Here is a 14,534-nt window from a genome sequence, read left to right as displayed (position 1 = left end):
TGCACTCGACTGAGCCGATACACTGCTTGGATTCGGTCATGACGCCGCCCACGCAATCGACCCGAGCGCCAGCGCGAGTGCCAGTAGCACGAGAAACGTTGCGGGCGTGAGGGTGCAGTCGACGGCGACAGGCAGGTGGTCGATGGCCTCGTACGGGTCGATGTCGTTCTCGGTGTACGTGGTCCCGGTGGTGCTGGCCGCGATGTCGTCGGTCAGCTGGGGACGCTCGAACGGAACCCACCAGGGCTCACGAGTGGTCTCGATCATGCGACACGCTCCGATCGAACCGAGATCTCGTCGCCGAACACAATGGCCTTGAGCCCGCCGCTGAGGGTGACGATCCACTTACCGCCGCGGCGCGTGCGCTCGGCGTTGATCAGGTGCCGCACACGCAAAGCCTCAGGGCTGGTGGGCATCTCGTGGTTGCCGATGCGAGCGAGGCAGATCACCTCGCGGTCGGACTGCGGAATCGTGAGTATCACCAGGTCACCCCCTGGGCTTCGAGCTTCTCCAGCTCGTCGGCGATGGCGGTGTATTCCGCTGCGTGCTCACGGCACACCGCGATGGCGTCCTTGCCGAACATGGACAAGTTCATCCACGTGCCGCCGCCCTGCCCGCCCTTGCTGTCCGCGCGCACCATCTGCTGGCCACCCGTGCGGACCTTGGTAACGAGGATGTCCACGTTGAGGAAATCGACGTTGCTCATGCGATCTGCCCTTCTGTGCTGTGGGCGGGGAGCGGTAATGTGCCGCCCCCCGCCGTGATCCCCGCGCCAACATGCGAGACGCATGAGTCAGCGGGGAGATGGAGCCCGGCCAGCGGTTCCGGTGTATCGGCAGGAGCGCCACCGCTGGCCGGGAGTGCGAAGTCGAGGATCGCGTCGATGAAACCGGCGACGAACTTCTCGACGAGATCTGTTGCGGGAGCGCTCATGCGGAACACATCCCAGCCGCGTGGGCCGCATCCATCTTGTCGGCCATCTCGCGCAGGATCTGGGCCTGCTGGAGAAGGCAGATCGGGTTCCTGTCGGGGACGGCGACGATCTGGCCGAAGGCGCGCTCCGGGTTGTCGGGGTCCGGCCCGATGCCGACGATGGTCGTGGCGTAGCGGAAGGTGTCCGTCATCTTCTGGAGCTGTGCCATCTGCTCGGGGCTCATCAGATGAACCCCGCAGTCTGCGACGCGGCGAAGAGGATGCCGAGCAGGAGGCCGGCGAAGATAAGGCGGGGACGGAGGTACTCGACGGTCGATACAGGGGCGCGATGCTGGCTCATATTTCGTCCTCCTGAAAATTTGTAGCGGCGAGCATGGCGGCGTCGTGGCGATCGCAAATCCAGACCAACGGGCCTGGGAGGTTGTCGGCACCAACGCGGAACAATCGATGAGCGGCAATATCGATGACGCACCAAGGCGACCACCAGCCGCAGCAGAACCACCAGGGAGGCTTCACGCGTGAACCTCACTGTTCATCGAAAGCTGAACAGACAGTCCACACTTCGCACCGAGAGCGAGAGATTGGCCCTGCCTCACGTAGAGGGTCTGTCGGACCTGCCCGTTGTGGTGGCGTGGGGCATTGTGCTGCGGACGCAGATCGAACCAGTCGAACGTGACACGACCGGCTCGGGCTCGATGCTCGAACACTTCCTCTCGCCGTCCTTTGCTTGCAGACCAGCGCTCGCCCAACGAAGTTCGGTAAATGAACCCCTTGTCACGTAGGAGATTGAAGGCCTGCGGTTCGGTGAGACCGAACTGCGCTCCCCAGACCTTCACGGTGACCACATCGTCGGTGAGGACAAAACGATCGTGGTAAGCAATCGCCGGAGCGGCCGATTCGAGCGCGGCAGCCATGACGGCTTTCTCTTCCTCGGCAGCGAGTGCCAGCTTGAGGATGTCCGCGCGTGTGAGGGTCGCCGGATCGAACACCGGGCCGAACGATCCGGTCTTGCGAATCTGCGGCAGGACGGTTCCAGTGATCCATCGGCGGAACGAGACGGCGTCGGGCTTGTCCGAGCGGATGACGACCTCGTACATACCCGACTCGTTGACGACGGTCATCTGCTGTCTGCCGCCAGGGGTGTCCATCGGACGGACACCCTTTTGGTCCTCACTCAGTCGCGCGGTGACGTTCCGGTTCTGTGTGAGCCGAAGCGCCTTGCACAAATCGGCTAGGACAAACCACGGCTCGCCGTCGACAAGCACTGTGCGTACAACGGAGTCGCCGTACTGAAACGGCATCAACTCGCTCATGCTGCACCTGCCTGCTCGGCGCGAGCCTGCGCAGCGCGACGCATCGCGTTCTTGAGGTGGTCGCTGATCACGACGTCTTTGAACAGGTGGCGATCGCGTTCGATCGCGTCGCGCATCTGCGCTCGGATTTCTTCGGTAGTCTGAAGCACGGATTTCCTTTCGAGGTGATTGGTTGGTCCGAAGCCGCTGCCTGTTCCCGCAGGTGGCGGCTTTTCTTATGCGGGGATGGGGGTCGCGGCGACTGACTCGCGGCGAGGGCGCATGATCGCGAGCTGCTCGATTTCGAGGGCTTTAGCCGCCTTGGCCAGCAGCACGTTCGTGAGCTTCTTGCGACCCGCTTCGATGTTTGCGAGGTAGGGGCGGGAGATGCCGATGGCCGACGCGAACTCGTCTGGCTTGAATCCACGCGTCTCGCGCAGGTACCGAAGCGTCATGCCGACCCGTTCCCAGTCGCACTCCTCGAAGGGGGTGGTCGCATCGACCTTCCCGCGTCTTGGCTTAAGTTCCGTTGTCATGGGTTTGAAGGTAGGGGAACTACACGGAACTTGTCAACGGAACACGCGGGAACAGGGGTGAAAAGGGAACATAAGCGCAGGTAGAACAGGAACAACATTCGTGTAGTTACGCCGATGTTTTCCCGCTTTTTGGCAGGTGTTCCGTCCACCACCCTTGGTTGATGTTCCTGGAAATTCCCTGCAAGATTTCCCTATGGAAAGTGATGAGCAGTCGGCTCTCGATCGTGTTGCCGCCGCCGTGACTGCACGGCGGGCAGAACTCAGGCTGAGCCAAGCGGCCCTTGCGTCGGCAGCGGACGTCGACCCGAAGACCGTGAGAAGTCTCGAAAACGGGGAACGTTGGCCACAGCTCGCGAAACGGGCTGCTATCGCGAGCGCCTTGGGATGGACTAGTAGCAGCCTCGATCGAATCCGGAAGGGGTATTCGATCGAGCCTCTCCCTGCCATTCCCACCGCATCGGCCGCACCTCAGCAGCGTCCGAAGCGCTACGGGGCGTGGTCGCTGGACACGGGGATTCTGGCCGAGCTGTCGAGCGCGGCCGACACTGTCCATGCGAAGGCAGATGAAACCGAGAACTACGACAGCGAATCGGACATCGAGGACGTACTTTCGTCGACCGAAGAGCTCGTCGAATCCGCGAAAAGGCTGGTCGAACTCGCTCAAGCAGTAGCCGAGGTTGGGGTCGGAGGCCGCGTGCATCTCCAGATCCTGAAGACCGGCCCAGTGCAGTTCGACGAACCTTCTGCCTTGACTCGGCCGAAACAAGGCACGAGGCCTGACTACGAACTTGCCGCCCGCCCGGGCGAAACGGAGGATGAGATCCGCGAGAAGCTTGGGATTGAGTACGAATAGCCGCATCTCCCCAGGTCGGGAAGTTACACACGCGTAATTTGTCGGTACCGTACCGCACAGTTCACCTATGCACTTCCACCCATGGCGGCACCTGCGAGACCATCACCCGCACGTGCACGTGATCTACCCGAACGGCGGCACCGGCTGCCTCGGTCGGTGGACCGATGACGGGATCGAGATCAACCGTCGATCGAGTCAGCGCGAGCGTCGGTGCACCCTGACGCACGAGCTGGTGCACATCGAGCGTGGACCCCTACCCGACGATCCACGGATGGCTCTACGGGAAGAGCAGACCGTCGATCGCATCTCGGCCGAACGGCTCATCGAGATCGACTCGCTCGTCGACGTCCTCGCGTGGAACCGCTACCGCGTCGATGACGAGGCAGCCGAAGAGCTGTGGGTGGACATGCGCACGCTCAGAATCCGCGTCGACAACCTGACCGACGACGAACGCGCGTACATCGACGAGGAACTCGAACGGAGACAGCCGTGAACGAGCAGCAACGAGCCATGCTGGAACTCGAAAGGCGTTGGTACACAGCGCAAGGTAACAAGGAAGCCGACATCGCCGGACAGTTCTCGATGTCGCCGGTTCGGTACTACCAGCTTCTCAATCGCCTGCTCGACGATCCCGCGGCGCTCGCCGCAGAGCCGGTGCTCGTGAAGCGACTCCGACGGATTCGCGATTCGCGCGCTGTCAGCCGACGGTCCGCTCCGCAGGCAGCACTCTGACGTCGTCGATCGAGAACTGTCGAGTGCCGACGGAGGACGGCAGGATCGTGACCGACAGGTGTTCGCGGATTGCTTGGCGGCGATCGGGGATGTCGAGCTGAGCCCAGTGTGCCGCTGCGTTGGGTCCGGAGATTCGGCTCGTAAGCGGCGAGGAAGTCGCACGACGCAGCTTGGCTGTGGCAGCGGAAATCTTTGTGTTGATTGCTTTTTCGAGTTTGTGGAACGACTCGTCAGTGATCTGCTCATCGGCGAGCTGCTGAACGAAGTGGTCGAGTCGTCGGCGCTGCCGCTCGATTTCGGCGACGAGAATGCCGTTCGCGACGTCGTCGACCGGGGCGATGTCGTGGTCCTCGAGCAGTGCGATCATCTTGAGTTCCACATAGTCGTCGACCAATTGGGCGCGACGTCGAACACAGCTGTTCTCGGCGCACAGATAGGTCGGCGACTTGAGCGACTTCGGCCCGAAGAACCGCATGCCACTGCCGCAGACGCCGCAGGTGGCGATCCCGGTGAGGAGATGCTTCACCCCTGGCCCGGCAGACGTACGCCGAGCCGGATCCGCGAGGATCCCCAGAACGCGGTGATGAGTCTCCTCGGACACGAGGGCGTCCCAGGTGCCCTGTCCGATGACCTGCCCGTGCTGGGCGCGCAAACCCGCGTACGTAGGAGACGAGATCATGGTCCGAATGCGCTGCGCCCTCCAGGGCACCCCCTCGCTGGGCGGTGGCACCTGGCGAGCCTGGAGATCCCGAGCGACTGCGTGAAGCGACTCTCCAGCCAGGAACCGTTCGATGATCTCCACGACGACGGGAGCGGTCGCGGGGTCATGCACCCATCGCTCGGTCTTACCGGTGTCTTGGTTGAACTGCCTCCGATAGCCATAGGGCAGACGACCATTCGGCCGGCCTTCCAGCGCTGCCGATCGCTTGCCGCGCAGCACACGCTCGCGGATCTGCTCGGCCTCACGCTCGGCTAGGAGGGCGTCCAGGCCGGAGCCGAATCGATCGTCTCCGGAGTTCGGGTCGAGCAGTTTCCCGGAAACGCACCACTTCACGCCACGGCTCGCACACAGGTCGCGCAGCAACACGTAGGCCGCGAGATCGCGCGACGCTCGCGAGGCCTCCCACAGCACGAGCACATCGCCCGGCTGCAACACCTCGGCGAGCCTGCGGTAGGCGGGGCGGTCCTTCGTCGACCAGCGGGATGCGCCGCGGTCGTTGTCGGTCAACACCTCGGCGACGGCCCAACCCTCACGCTCGCACACCGCTCGGCACTCACGTTCCTGGTCGGCTACAGATTTCGCTTTTCCGGTCTGGTCAGAACTCACCCGGCAGTAGATGATTGCGCGCATGGCAGCAGAATATCTGGACCCTCTGACACAGCTGGTCGAGGCAGGCGACCCGGTGCAGGTGGGGCCGATCAGAACGACCAACAGCGGTATGGGCTTCAAGGGCTTCTACCGTCCGACCGAATGAAGGGCCGGCCAGTGACGGACTCGGACGTCACCGTCGTCAGCGCCGTATCGGGAACACGATCGGGATCGGTGACGGTGCGCGCCACCGAACACGGACTGCCGATCGGGATCACGATCGACGAACGCGAACTGCGCTACGGCGGAGGCGCTTTGGCGTCGACGATTCTCGAGCACTGTGTACGGGCGAGTGCGGCCGCACGAGCTCAGCGCCGCACCCTCCTCGCCGAGGACGGCGTTCCCTCCGATGTTCTGAATCGTCTCGGTCTGCCCACCCGTGCCCGAGTCGCCGCCGAGGCGAACGAGCATCTCGCAGAGGACTCCGCACCCACGAGTTGGTTGAAGCAGGTATGACCCACGCCCACACCACCGAACTCGACGCTCTGGTCGGCAGCGCCCAGCACCGGCTGGATGCACTTCGCGAAACGCACGAGCGACTGGACCGCATCAGAATTCGACTCACCTCGCCGGACGATCTGGTGACCGTCGTCGTCGATGGGTCCGGCGCCCTGGTCGAACTCGAACTCGCCGAGAACCTCGGATCGGTTGCCGCTCATGCACTCGCGTCGACGATCACCGTCGTCGCTGCCGACGCTGCACGTGCGGCGCTCGACCAGCGCGAGGCGATCCTGCAAAGTCTGCAGGGTTCGTTCACAGACTCCTGAGATAGGCTTCGCGCCATGGCTGGAGACATCATCCCGATCGAACTCGGTCTCACCGCCGGTGACTTCTCGACACTGTGGGCACCGGAGTGGCGAGAAGGCGACGACGAGTGGGAGGCATTCCTCGGACACGAGGAAGACCTGTACGGATTCTCGACCGTCGCGGAGCTCGCGGCATTCGTCAGGTCCGACGACGACAACGATCTCGTCGACCATCCGTCGTGGAAGGTGGTCTCCGCACTCGCCGCACACGAACTCGAGCCCGACGATCTGCACCGCTTCGATCTGGTGGCCGTGCCGGAGTTGGTGGCCTCCGATCCCGAAGCCGACGTTCTCGCCGAACTGCAGGCAACCTTCGACATCGTCTCCTCCATCGGCGATGTCTGCGAACTGCGACCGGTCACAAGCTTTTTCGGATCCAACCCTTTCGTCGGGGCAGTCGGCGGAGGCGTCGAGAACTTCCTCGGTCGCGAGGGCGGTGAACTGTGGGACCGCATCGGTGCAGCGGTCGCCAAGCACTGGGACGACGTGCTCGACGCGGTCGACTCCATCGTCACCTCCCCCGATGTCGACTCCGCTGCCGTTGCCGTCGCCGAAGCCGAGATCACCGCAGCCGCCGAGAACGCCGTCGACGCCGATGACGTCACGGACGACATCGACTCCGATTCGGACGACGACGACGAAGACGACGACTCCGCCGAGGTGGATCGCGATCCGATCGCCGCAGCCGCGGCCGAAGATACCTTCTGGACCACCGTCGGCATCGACCCGATTCGCATCATCACCTCGGACGACACGCTCTACACCCTGCGGTGCTACCTCGGCGACAAGCCGGTGTTCCTCGGTCGCGGCGGTGCCATCAGCGTCTTCGGTTCCGAGCGTTCGTTGGCCCGCTACCTGGCCGACGATCACGATCATGATCTGGCACAGGTCAGCACCTACTCCGATGTTCAGACCGCCGCCATCGACGGCTCCCTCGACATCGAGATCACCGACGACAACGTGTACGTCCTGCCCGGCCTGGCCGACGATCTCGCCGAAGGGCCCACCGCGGTGGACGTCGACCAGTTGGATCTGGCCGTCGAATTGTTCACCGACGCCGCAGATTTCGCCGGAGACGCTTCCGTCGACGAAGCTCTCGCCACGTCCACGCCACTGGGTTGGTACGTCTCGTACGCCCTCGAGCCCAGTCCCGACCGGCTCGCGCCGAGCGCACCGTTCGACGTCGAGGCCGAAGCGTGGCGCGCCCTCGAGCGCGAGTTCGAGAGCCGACTGCGTAAGAAGTAGCCGGCCCCCGGGTCTGGTCGATCAGCCGATCAGCACTGCGTACCCCGGCTTGATGACGTCGTCGATCAGCGCCAGCCGCTCGTCGAACGGCAGGAACGCCGACTTCATCGCGTTGATGGTGAATCGCTCGAGATCGCTCCAGCCGTAGCCGAAGGTCTCGACGAGCTTGACCATCTCTCGACTCATCGACGTATCGCTCATCAAGCGGTTGTCGGTGTTGACGGTGACTCGGAATCGCAATCGGGCAAGCAGATCGAACGGGTGGGTCGCCAACGACTCGACGGCACCGGTTTGGACGTTCGAGCTCGGGCACAGTTCCAGAGGCATCCGTGTGTCGCGGACGTAGGCGGCGAGCAGGCCGAGCTCGGGTGTGCCGTCGGCGTCGGTGGTGATGTCGTCGGTAATTCGAACCCCGTGACCGAGCCTGTCGGTGCCGCAGAACGCCACTGCTTCCTGGATCGACGGCAGACCGAACGCCTCTCCCGCGTGAATGGTGAAGTGCGCGTTGCTCGCTCGCATGTATTCGAAGGCGTCGAGGTGACGACTGGGAGGGAAGCCCGCTTCGGCACCGGCGATGTCGAAGCCCACGACGCCGCGGTCACGGAACCGGACCGTCAGTTCGGCGATCTCCCGCGAACGCGCCGCGTGCCGCATCGCGGTGAGCAAGGTGCCGATCGTGATGTTCTTGCCGCGCACCTTGGCCGCGGAGATCCCTGCCTCGAAGCCGGCGAGCGTGTGGGTGACGACCTCGTCGAGAGTCAGGCCGCGCTCGAGGTGCTGTTCCGGTGCGAAGCGCACCTCGGCGTACACGACGCCGTCGTCGGCCAGATCCTCGGCGCATTCCTGCGCCACCCGGAACAGTCCTTCGGGAGTCTGCATGACGGCAACGGTGTGCGCGAACGTCTCGAGGTACCGCACGAGCGAGCCGCTGTCCGCGGCGTCGCGGAACCACTCGCCCAATGCCGCGCCGTCGGTGGCGGGAAGATCGCCGTAGCCGCATTCGTCGGCCAGTTCCAACACGGTCTGCGGGCGGAGTCCGCCGTCGAGGTGATCGTGCAGCAACGCCTTGGGAGCTGTCCTGATCGACGCGAGATCGAGTGGCGCACTGCCACCGATCGAGGACTGAGTGTTCTCCGCGGTGCTCATGTGACGACGGTAGCGTGCGGCTCGCACGCACGCGCGTCTGTCATCACCACTCGGCGAGTCCGCGGATTCCCCCGAACTTCGCCGCTTCTGCGACCTATTTCGTTGCATTGTTACTCCAATGAAAACAATTCCGTCGATACACAGCGGATCTGCGACGGAAATCGTAGTGTTCAGCACACACGCGCGGCCGATTCTGTCGGGTCCCCTCCGACGTCCTCGGTCGTCTCGAACCTCGGAGAGATCTATGTCCACTGTGGAACCGCCGAACACCCTTCCGGGTAAAGGACTCAACACCGGCGCTCTCGGGCTGGTCGGCAACATCGTCATCGGCTTGTCGGCGGTGGCCCCGGCCTACAGCCTCGCCGCGACCCTCGGTTACGTGGTTCTGGCCGTCGGCGACAAAGCGCCCTCGATGTTCCTCATCGCCTTCGTTCCGATGCTGCTCACCGCCTTCGCCTACCGCGAACTCGGGCGTGACACACCGGACTGCGGCACCTCGTTCACCTGGGGTACCAAGGCATTCGGGCCCTGGGTCGGTTGGATGGCCGGGTGGGGGCTGGCCGTCTCGGCGATCATCGTGCTGGCCAACGTCGCCGAGATCGCCGCCATCTATCTGTTCGAGTTCCTGGGACTGTCCGGGTTGGCGGAGTCGACCGCAGCCAAGGTCGCCCTCGGTTCGTTCTTCATCGTCTCGATGACCTATGTCAGTTTTCGCGGCATCCTCATCAGCGAACGCATGCAGAACGTGTTGCTGGTCGTGCAGTTCGGGGTGCTCATCGGAGTGTCGGTGACTGCTCTGGTCAAGGTGGGTACCGGGACCGCAGGACCGCAGGCCATCACGCCCCAGTGGAGCTGGTTGGTACCCACCGGAGTGACGATGTCCGACGCGGCCCAGGCCATCATCCTGTGCATCTTCATCTATTGGGGATGGGACGCCTGCCTTGCCGTCGGCGAGGAAACGAAGGATTCGGAGAAGACTCCGGGACGCGCCGCGGTGATCACCACGCTCATTCTCGTGGCCACCTACGTACTCGTCGGATACGCCGTGCAGTCGTTCGCCGGGTTCGGCGACACCGGCATCGGCCTGAACAACCCGGACAACGTCGACGATGTGCTCACCATTCTCGGCGATCCGGTCGCCGGTTCGATCGTCGCGTCGCTCCTACTGCTGACCGTCTCCATCTCGGCACTGTCCTCGACGCAGACGACCATCCTGCCCACGGCCCGCGGAACACTGTCGATGGCCGTGTACGAAGCGATCCCCAAGCGGTTCGCCAGCGTGCACCCCAAGTACATGACGCCCGGCTTCGGCACGCTCGTGATGGGTGCCGCGGCGCTGATGTTCTATCTGGTGCTCACCTTCGTCAGCGCCAACGCGCTGCAGGATTCGGTGGCATCACTCGGGCTCGCGGTCGCGTTCTACTACGGCATCACCGCGTACGCGTGCACCTGGTATTTCCGTCGCACACTGTTCTCGTCCGTCCGAAACCTGTTCATGCGCGGCATCTTTCCGCTCCTCGGCGGGCTGTCGATGACGTGGGCGTTCGTGCAGAGCGCGGTCGACATGATCAAGCCCGACTACGGTTACACCGTCTACGGTCCGATCGGCGGTGTGTTCGTCCTCGGCGTCGGCATGCTGGTACTCGGAATTCCGCTCATGCTGCTGTGCTTCGTGGGCAACAAGGACTTCTTCCAGGGCAAGACACTCACCGCGTCCACCGAAGTCAAGGTTCCGGACACTTACTAGAAGAGAAGGACCGAAAACTCATGAAGATCACCGTCGGCTATCTCGCCACCCCCAGCGGCGACGACGGCGTAGCCCTGGCCACCGCCCTCGCCCGCGCCCTCGACGCGTCCATCGACATCGTGCTGGTCATGGCCGTGGACGAACCGGTCATGGAAGGCAGTGGGCCGTATCGAAAAGTTCTCGCGGCCAAGGCCGAGGGCTGGGTGGCCGACGCGGCCGCCCAGGTGCCGTCGGGCATCGAGGTGACCACGAACGTGCTCTCGCACGAGTCCTTCGCCCGTGCCCTGATCGACTTCGCGGTGCAGACCGATGCCGACATGATCGTCGTCGGCGGAGCCGGCGACGGCTTGCTGAATCGGCATTCCGTCGGTTCGGTTGCCGGCCAGCTCCTGCACGCCTCCGAAGTTCCGCTGGCACTCGCACCTCGGGGCTACCGGCTCTCGAACGCACCGATCACCGACCTCACCGTCGCCGTCCCCACCCGGGCCTCTGCCCCGAATCCGCTGCCGTTCGCGATCACTCTCGCCAGCGCCGCGCACGTGCCTCTTCGGTTGGTGTCGCTGGTCTCGCTCGAGCCGACCGGGGCCCCGAGTGACGAGACCTCACTGGATACGCGTCGACGACAGGTCGCTGCTGCACAGGAGAACCTCGAGCTCGCCGTACGCACTCTCCCCGATATCGACGGTCTGGAATCGATCGTCGCCGATGGATCGTCGCTGGACGAGGCCATGGGCAACCTCGATTGGAAGCCGGGCGATGTGCTGTTCCTCGGCTCGAGTCGATTGGCCACTCCCAAGCGGGTGTTTCTCGGTTCCAGTGCGGCGAAGATTCTGCGTGCCGCCCCGGTGCCGGTGATCGTCGTTCCGCACGAGTAGAGCGGCTTCGCCGCACGTGAGCAGAAGCTCGTAGCAGAGGTCGAGTTTCCGTGCACGTGCGGCGCAGCCGCTCTAACTGTCGAAGCCCAGACCGAGCGCGTCCATGCCCTTGAGCCACAGTCCTCGTTTTCCGCCGTTGCGGTCGGCTCGTGCGAATGCCGCGCGGGTGATGTTGATCCCGATCGACTTGAGGGGCTCGGGCGGGAACGGCAGCGGCATGCTGCGCACCATCTTCAGGCGTGTTCGTTCGGTGTCCTTGCCGTCGAGTAGGTCGAGGGCGGTGCGGGCACCGAAGTGCGACGCGCCGACGCCGAGGCCGGTGAACCCGGCAACCGAGGCCACCCGTCCGTTCATACCGAGATCCCAGAAGGCGCTGAACCGCGAGCACGTGTCGATCGATCCGCCCCAGGCGTGGGTGGCGCGGATTCCCTCGAGGCTCGGGAACATCTGCAGCAGGTGTTCGGCGAGCAAAGCGAACTCTTCGGGATGTTGGGTTCGACGTGGGTCGGTGTCGCCACCGTAGAAGTAGTGCGCATCCCACCCGCCGAACAGGATGCGGTTGTCGGCCGTCAACCGGAAGTAGTGGAATCTGTTGCCGGAGTCGGCCAATCCTTCTCGGCCGGACCAGCCGATGTCGGCGAGCTGGGCCGACGTCAGTGGTTCGGTCATGATCACGTAGTCCCACACCGGGACGATCCAGTGACGGAGTTTGCGGCGCAACGATTTCGATGCCGAGGTGGCCAGCAGCACCTTGCCGGCCTCGATGGTGCCGTAGCCCGTCTTGACTCGAATACCTGTGCCGGACTTGCCGATCGACAGCGCCCGAGTGTTCTCGTGAATGCGAACGCCGAGCGACTCGGCCGCGTCGGCCAGGCCCCAGGCGAGTTTGGCGGGGTCGATCATCGCGACATCGGGGTCGAACAGTGCACCGCGCGCCATCGGTGAGGTGATCCTGGACTGCACTGCAGCGTCGTCGAGGTATTTCATCGGCTGCGCCAGTCGCCTCCCCTCGTCGCCGAGCTCCCGCAGGTCGTCCACCTGCCAGTCGAAATTGGCGATGTCGAGCTCGCCGGTGCGTTCGATGTCGGCGTCGATGCCGTACTTCATCGCAGTCGCGCAGATCGCGTCGAGCGTCTCGGTGCCCATCCGCAGCAGTTCCGGTAGTTCGTCGGCGTAGCGGTCGAGTCCGTTGCCCAGTCCGTGCGTCAGGCTGGCCGCACAGAAGCCGCCGTTGCGTCCGGTTGCGCCCTCGGCGATGCGGTCGCCTTCGAGCAGCACGATCGATCGGTTCGGGTTCTCCTCTGCCGCATGCAGAGCCGCCCACAGTCCGGTGAATCCGCCGCCGACGATCACCAGATCCGCTGCAGTCGAACCGGTGTGCCGGGCCCGTGGCTCCGGGCGTTCGGGACGATCGAGCCAGTAGGACTCCGGTGCCGCGCCGGCCACCATGGTCACGCCGCGGTCGGTGGGGGTGGTTGCCCACGGTGCGTTCATCGGGCATCTCCCTGCGTTGCAGCGTCGACGGACGCGAAGACCGTTCGGTGCCAGGGCTTTCGGGCCACACCGGTGATGTCGGTCATGACGTGCTTGACGGTGAGGTACTCGTCGAGCGAGTAGCTGGACATGTCCTTGCCGAAACCCGAGGCCCCGAATCCGCCGTGTGGCATCTCGCTGATGATCGGGATGTGGTCGTTGATCCATACACAGCCGGCGGCGATCTCCCGCGTCGCTCGGCCCGCGCGGTACAGGTCGCGGGTCCACGCCGAGGCAGCGAGTCCGAACTCGGTGTCGTTGGCGCGTCGGATCGCGTCGTCGTCCCCGTGATGCTTGGACACCGTGAGCACCGGACCGAACACCTCGTCGCGATAGATCTCGTCCTGCTCACCGACATCGGCGATCAGGGTGGGCGGATAGAAAGCGCCTCGCCCCTCGGGCACACGGCCTCCGGTCACCACCCTGGCACCTGCATCGCGGGCCCGATCCACCATCGCAGCCACCCGATCTCGGTGCGCGACGGAGATCAACGATCCCATGTCCGTTGCGGGATCCCTCGGGTCTCCCACAACGACGCGACCCATCAACTCGGCGACTCCGGCGACGAAGTCCTCGTACAGGGATTCGGCGACTATGGCGCGGGTGGCCGCCGTGCAGTCCTGGCCGCCGTTGATCAACGATCCCGCGACGGCACCGTGAATGGCTGCGTCGAGGTCGGCGTCGTCGAACACCACCAGCGGCGCCTTGCCCCCGAGCTCGAGCTGCACCCGCGTGCCGTGCGCGGCGGCCTGCGCCATGACGCGCCTGCCGACGGGAGTGGAACCGGTGAACGTCATCAGGTCCAGTCCGGCATGGGAGGACAGCGCGACTCCGGCGTCCACTCCGGTTCCGGTGACGACGTTGAACACCCCGTCGGGCACGCCTGCCTCGGTGGCCAAGCGCGCCAGCCGCAGGGTGGTCAGCGGCGTGAGTTCACTGGGCTTGAGCACGATGGAACACCCGGCCGCCAACGCCGGTATCGCTTTCCACACCGCCATCTGCAGCGGATAGTTCCACGGAGTGATCGACCCGACCACTCCGACGGCGTCCCGGCGGATGGCGGAGGTGTGCTCACCCGAGTACTCCGCAGCAGCCTTGCCGTCCAGGTGCCGCGCCGCCCCGGCAAAGAACTCGATGTTGTCGATGCTGCCCGGAACATCGAATTCGGTTGCCAGCCTTGTCGATTTGCCGGTCTGCGCCACTTCCTCGGACACGAAGTTCTCCGCGTCGGCCGCAACGAGACGCGCCAGTTCCATCAACATGGCGCTGCGGTGCGCGGGGGTAGCGGTGGACCATGACGGAAAGGCCGATCGAGCATGCGAGAGAGCCGAATCGACGTCTTCGGCGGTGGCCAAACCGAGGTCGGCAACGACAGCTCCGGTCGCGGGATCGTCGACCTCGTACCGATCACCGCCACCGTCGACCGCGCGTCCGTCGATCCAACAACCAGGAATGTTCGCCATGCCT

At 64.5% G+C, this 14,534-nt stretch carries 21 protein-coding genes; 9 read left to right on the top strand and 12 right to left on the bottom strand.

Translation table 11 applies throughout. The features are described 5' to 3' along the window. Window positions 1-36: 36 nt before the first annotated feature. The 8 genes from AB0362_RS12920 to AB0362_RS12885 form a co-directional block, all read right to left on the bottom strand. A complete protein-coding gene (locus AB0362_RS12920) occupies window positions 37-267 on the bottom strand; it encodes a hypothetical protein (protein ID WP_366235647.1) in 231 nt (76 codons plus the stop codon). Beyond that, window positions 264-482: a hypothetical protein gene (locus AB0362_RS12915; protein ID WP_366235646.1), complete on the bottom strand. Its 219-nt coding sequence runs from the start codon at window positions 480-482 to the stop codon at window positions 264-266. Before AB0362_RS12915 ends, AB0362_RS12920 begins: the two co-directional genes overlap by 4 nt. Beyond that, entirely contained in the window at window positions 479-706 is a 228-nt protein-coding gene (locus tag AB0362_RS12910) for a hypothetical protein (RefSeq protein WP_366235645.1), read from the bottom strand. The genes AB0362_RS12915 and AB0362_RS12910 overlap by 4 nt, the downstream gene beginning before the upstream one ends. Further along, a complete protein-coding gene (locus tag AB0362_RS12905) occupies window positions 703-933 on the bottom strand; it encodes a hypothetical protein (protein WP_366235644.1) in 231 nt (76 codons plus the stop codon). Before AB0362_RS12905 ends, AB0362_RS12910 begins: the two co-directional genes overlap by 4 nt. Continuing rightward, on the bottom strand, window positions 930-1,157 hold the full coding sequence (locus AB0362_RS12900) for a hypothetical protein (RefSeq protein WP_366235643.1): 228 nt from the start codon (window positions 1,155-1,157) through the stop codon (window positions 930-932). The genes AB0362_RS12905 and AB0362_RS12900 overlap by 4 nt, the downstream gene beginning before the upstream one ends. A gap of 288 nt (window positions 1,158-1,445) precedes the next feature. Then, on the bottom strand, window positions 1,446-2,234 hold the full coding sequence (locus AB0362_RS12895; protein WP_366235705.1) for a BRO family protein: 789 nt from the start codon (window positions 2,232-2,234) through the stop codon (window positions 1,446-1,448). 8 nt (window positions 2,235-2,242) lie between these two features. Next, the gene (locus AB0362_RS12890) at window positions 2,243-2,395 is read right to left on the bottom strand and encodes a hypothetical protein (RefSeq protein WP_366235642.1); all 153 of its coding nucleotides are present in this window, start codon (window positions 2,393-2,395) and stop codon (window positions 2,243-2,245) included. A 66-nt stretch (window positions 2,396-2,461) separates the two neighbouring features. Then, the gene (locus AB0362_RS12885) at window positions 2,462-2,761 is read right to left on the bottom strand and encodes a helix-turn-helix transcriptional regulator (protein ID WP_366235641.1); all 300 of its coding nucleotides are present in this window, start codon (window positions 2,759-2,761) and stop codon (window positions 2,462-2,464) included. Window positions 2,762-2,954: 193 nt separating this feature from the next. Here AB0362_RS12885 and AB0362_RS12880 point away from each other — a divergent pair, with 193 nt between their 5' ends. The 3 genes from AB0362_RS12880 (at window position 2,955) to AB0362_RS12870 (ending at window position 4,346) form a co-directional block, all read left to right on the top strand. After that, entirely contained in the window at window positions 2,955-3,614 is a 660-nt protein-coding gene (locus AB0362_RS12880; RefSeq protein ID WP_366235640.1) for a helix-turn-helix domain-containing protein, read from the top strand. A 67-nt stretch (window positions 3,615-3,681) separates the two neighbouring features. Next, on the top strand, window positions 3,682-4,107 hold the full coding sequence (locus AB0362_RS12875) for a transposase (protein WP_366235639.1): 426 nt from the start codon (window positions 3,682-3,684) through the stop codon (window positions 4,105-4,107). Next, window positions 4,104-4,346, top strand: a complete 243-nt coding sequence (locus tag AB0362_RS12870) for a DUF3263 domain-containing protein (RefSeq protein ID WP_366235638.1) — start codon at window positions 4,104-4,106, stop codon at window positions 4,344-4,346. Before AB0362_RS12875 ends, AB0362_RS12870 begins: the two co-directional genes overlap by 4 nt. Here AB0362_RS12870 and AB0362_RS12865 read toward each other — a convergent pair. Beyond that, complete coding sequence (locus AB0362_RS12865; RefSeq protein WP_366235637.1) at window positions 4,312-5,697, bottom strand: recombinase family protein; 1,386 nt, start codon at window positions 5,695-5,697, stop codon at window positions 4,312-4,314. The two genes, AB0362_RS12870 and AB0362_RS12865, sit on opposite strands and share 35 nt — an antisense overlap. On the opposite strand from AB0362_RS12865, the gene AB0362_RS12860 reads away from it, so the two are divergent. The 4 genes from AB0362_RS12860 to AB0362_RS12845 are packed head-to-tail and all read left to right on the top strand — an operon-like array spanning window position 5,696 to window position 7,766. Beyond that, complete coding sequence (locus AB0362_RS12860; RefSeq protein WP_366235636.1) at window positions 5,696-5,821, top strand: hypothetical protein; 126 nt, start codon at window positions 5,696-5,698, stop codon at window positions 5,819-5,821. The two genes, AB0362_RS12865 and AB0362_RS12860, sit on opposite strands and share 2 nt — an antisense overlap. Further along, complete coding sequence (locus AB0362_RS12855) at window positions 5,818-6,171, top strand: hypothetical protein (protein ID WP_149405395.1); 354 nt, start codon at window positions 5,818-5,820, stop codon at window positions 6,169-6,171. The genes AB0362_RS12860 and AB0362_RS12855 overlap by 4 nt, the downstream gene beginning before the upstream one ends. Further along, window positions 6,168-6,482, top strand: coding sequence for a YbaB/EbfC family nucleoid-associated protein (locus tag AB0362_RS12850; protein ID WP_094639011.1), 315 nt, complete (start codon window positions 6,168-6,170; stop codon window positions 6,480-6,482). Before AB0362_RS12855 ends, AB0362_RS12850 begins: the two co-directional genes overlap by 4 nt. A gap of 15 nt (window positions 6,483-6,497) precedes the next feature. Continuing rightward, entirely contained in the window at window positions 6,498-7,766 is a 1,269-nt protein-coding gene (locus AB0362_RS12845; protein WP_317808754.1) for a primosomal protein, read from the top strand. Between the two features lie 21 nt (window positions 7,767-7,787). On the opposite strand, the gene AB0362_RS12840 is transcribed toward AB0362_RS12845, so the two are convergent. Continuing rightward, window positions 7,788-8,912 carry an adenosine deaminase gene (locus tag AB0362_RS12840; protein WP_269593457.1) on the bottom strand — a complete coding sequence of 375 codons (1,125 nt, stop codon included), beginning with the start codon at window positions 8,910-8,912 and terminating at the stop codon, window positions 7,788-7,790. 244 nt (window positions 8,913-9,156) lie between these two features. Here AB0362_RS12840 and AB0362_RS12835 point away from each other — a divergent pair, with 244 nt between their 5' ends. Then, window positions 9,157-10,659 (top strand): APC family permease, encoded by a 1,503-nt coding sequence (locus AB0362_RS12835; RefSeq protein ID WP_283347089.1) that lies wholly within the window; start codon window positions 9,157-9,159, stop codon window positions 10,657-10,659. Between the two features lie 20 nt (window positions 10,660-10,679). Further along, window positions 10,680-11,534, top strand: a complete 855-nt coding sequence (locus tag AB0362_RS12830; RefSeq protein ID WP_317808753.1) for a universal stress protein — start codon at window positions 10,680-10,682, stop codon at window positions 11,532-11,534. 72 nt (window positions 11,535-11,606) lie between these two features. Here the strand turns inward: AB0362_RS12830 and AB0362_RS12825 are convergent, their stop codons facing one another. Both AB0362_RS12825 and AB0362_RS12820 read right to left on the bottom strand, forming a co-directional pair. Further along, window positions 11,607-13,028, bottom strand: a complete 1,422-nt coding sequence (locus AB0362_RS12825) for an FAD-dependent oxidoreductase (protein ID WP_317808752.1) — start codon at window positions 13,026-13,028, stop codon at window positions 11,607-11,609. Next, window positions 13,025-14,530: a gamma-aminobutyraldehyde dehydrogenase gene (locus AB0362_RS12820; protein WP_317808750.1), complete on the bottom strand. Its 1,506-nt coding sequence runs from the start codon at window positions 14,528-14,530 to the stop codon at window positions 13,025-13,027. The genes AB0362_RS12825 and AB0362_RS12820 overlap by 4 nt, the downstream gene beginning before the upstream one ends. Window positions 14,531-14,534 lie beyond the last annotated feature (4 nt).

Origin of the sequence: Rhodococcus sp. NPDC079359 (assembly GCF_040702585.1) — a bacterium.
In the GTDB taxonomy this organism is placed as follows: domain Bacteria; phylum Actinomycetota; class Actinomycetes; order Mycobacteriales; family Mycobacteriaceae; genus Rhodococcoides.
Note: the sequence above shows the minus strand (reverse complement) of the source record. Positions and strands in the feature narration are given on the sequence as shown.

Excerpts from the sequence above, each read along its gene's own strand:
- AB0362_RS12920 (WP_366235647.1), bottom strand. The coding sequence starts at position 267 with ATGATCGAGACCACTCGTGAGCCCTGGTGGGTTCCGTTCGAGCGTCCC.
- AB0362_RS12830 (WP_317808753.1), top strand. The coding sequence starts at position 10,680 with ATGAAGATCACCGTCGGCTATCTCGCCACCCCCAGCGGCGACGACGGC.
- AB0362_RS12820 (WP_317808750.1), bottom strand. The coding sequence starts at position 14,530 with ATGGCGAACATTCCTGGTTGTTGGATCGACGGACGCGCGGTCGACGGT.
- AB0362_RS12845 (WP_317808754.1), top strand. The coding sequence starts at position 6,498 with ATGGCTGGAGACATCATCCCGATCGAACTCGGTCTCACCGCCGGTGAC.
- AB0362_RS12910 (WP_366235645.1), bottom strand. The coding sequence starts at position 706 with ATGAGCAACGTCGATTTCCTCAACGTGGACATCCTCGTTACCAAGGTC.
- AB0362_RS12850 (WP_094639011.1), top strand. The coding sequence starts at position 6,168 with ATGACCCACGCCCACACCACCGAACTCGACGCTCTGGTCGGCAGCGCC.
- AB0362_RS12860 (WP_366235636.1), top strand. The coding sequence starts at position 5,696 with ATGGCAGCAGAATATCTGGACCCTCTGACACAGCTGGTCGAGGCAGGC.
- AB0362_RS12835 (WP_283347089.1), top strand. The coding sequence starts at position 9,157 with ATGTCCACTGTGGAACCGCCGAACACCCTTCCGGGTAAAGGACTCAAC.
- AB0362_RS12855 (WP_149405395.1), top strand. The coding sequence starts at position 5,818 with ATGAAGGGCCGGCCAGTGACGGACTCGGACGTCACCGTCGTCAGCGCC.
- AB0362_RS12880 (WP_366235640.1), top strand. The coding sequence starts at position 2,955 with ATGGAAAGTGATGAGCAGTCGGCTCTCGATCGTGTTGCCGCCGCCGTG.
- AB0362_RS12840 (WP_269593457.1), bottom strand. The coding sequence starts at position 8,912 with ATGAGCACCGCGGAGAACACTCAGTCCTCGATCGGTGGCAGTGCGCCA.
- AB0362_RS12895 (WP_366235705.1), bottom strand. The coding sequence starts at position 2,234 with ATGCCGTTTCAGTACGGCGACTCCGTTGTACGCACAGTGCTTGTCGAC.
- AB0362_RS12885 (WP_366235641.1), bottom strand. The coding sequence starts at position 2,761 with ATGACAACGGAACTTAAGCCAAGACGCGGGAAGGTCGATGCGACCACC.
- AB0362_RS12825 (WP_317808752.1), bottom strand. The coding sequence starts at position 13,028 with ATGAACGCACCGTGGGCAACCACCCCCACCGACCGCGGCGTGACCATG.
- AB0362_RS12905 (WP_366235644.1), bottom strand. The coding sequence starts at position 933 with ATGAGCGCTCCCGCAACAGATCTCGTCGAGAAGTTCGTCGCCGGTTTC.
- AB0362_RS12900 (WP_366235643.1), bottom strand. The coding sequence starts at position 1,157 with ATGAGCCCCGAGCAGATGGCACAGCTCCAGAAGATGACGGACACCTTC.
- AB0362_RS12865 (WP_366235637.1), bottom strand. The coding sequence starts at position 5,697 with ATGCGCGCAATCATCTACTGCCGGGTGAGTTCTGACCAGACCGGAAAA.
- AB0362_RS12875 (WP_366235639.1), top strand. The coding sequence starts at position 3,682 with ATGCACTTCCACCCATGGCGGCACCTGCGAGACCATCACCCGCACGTG.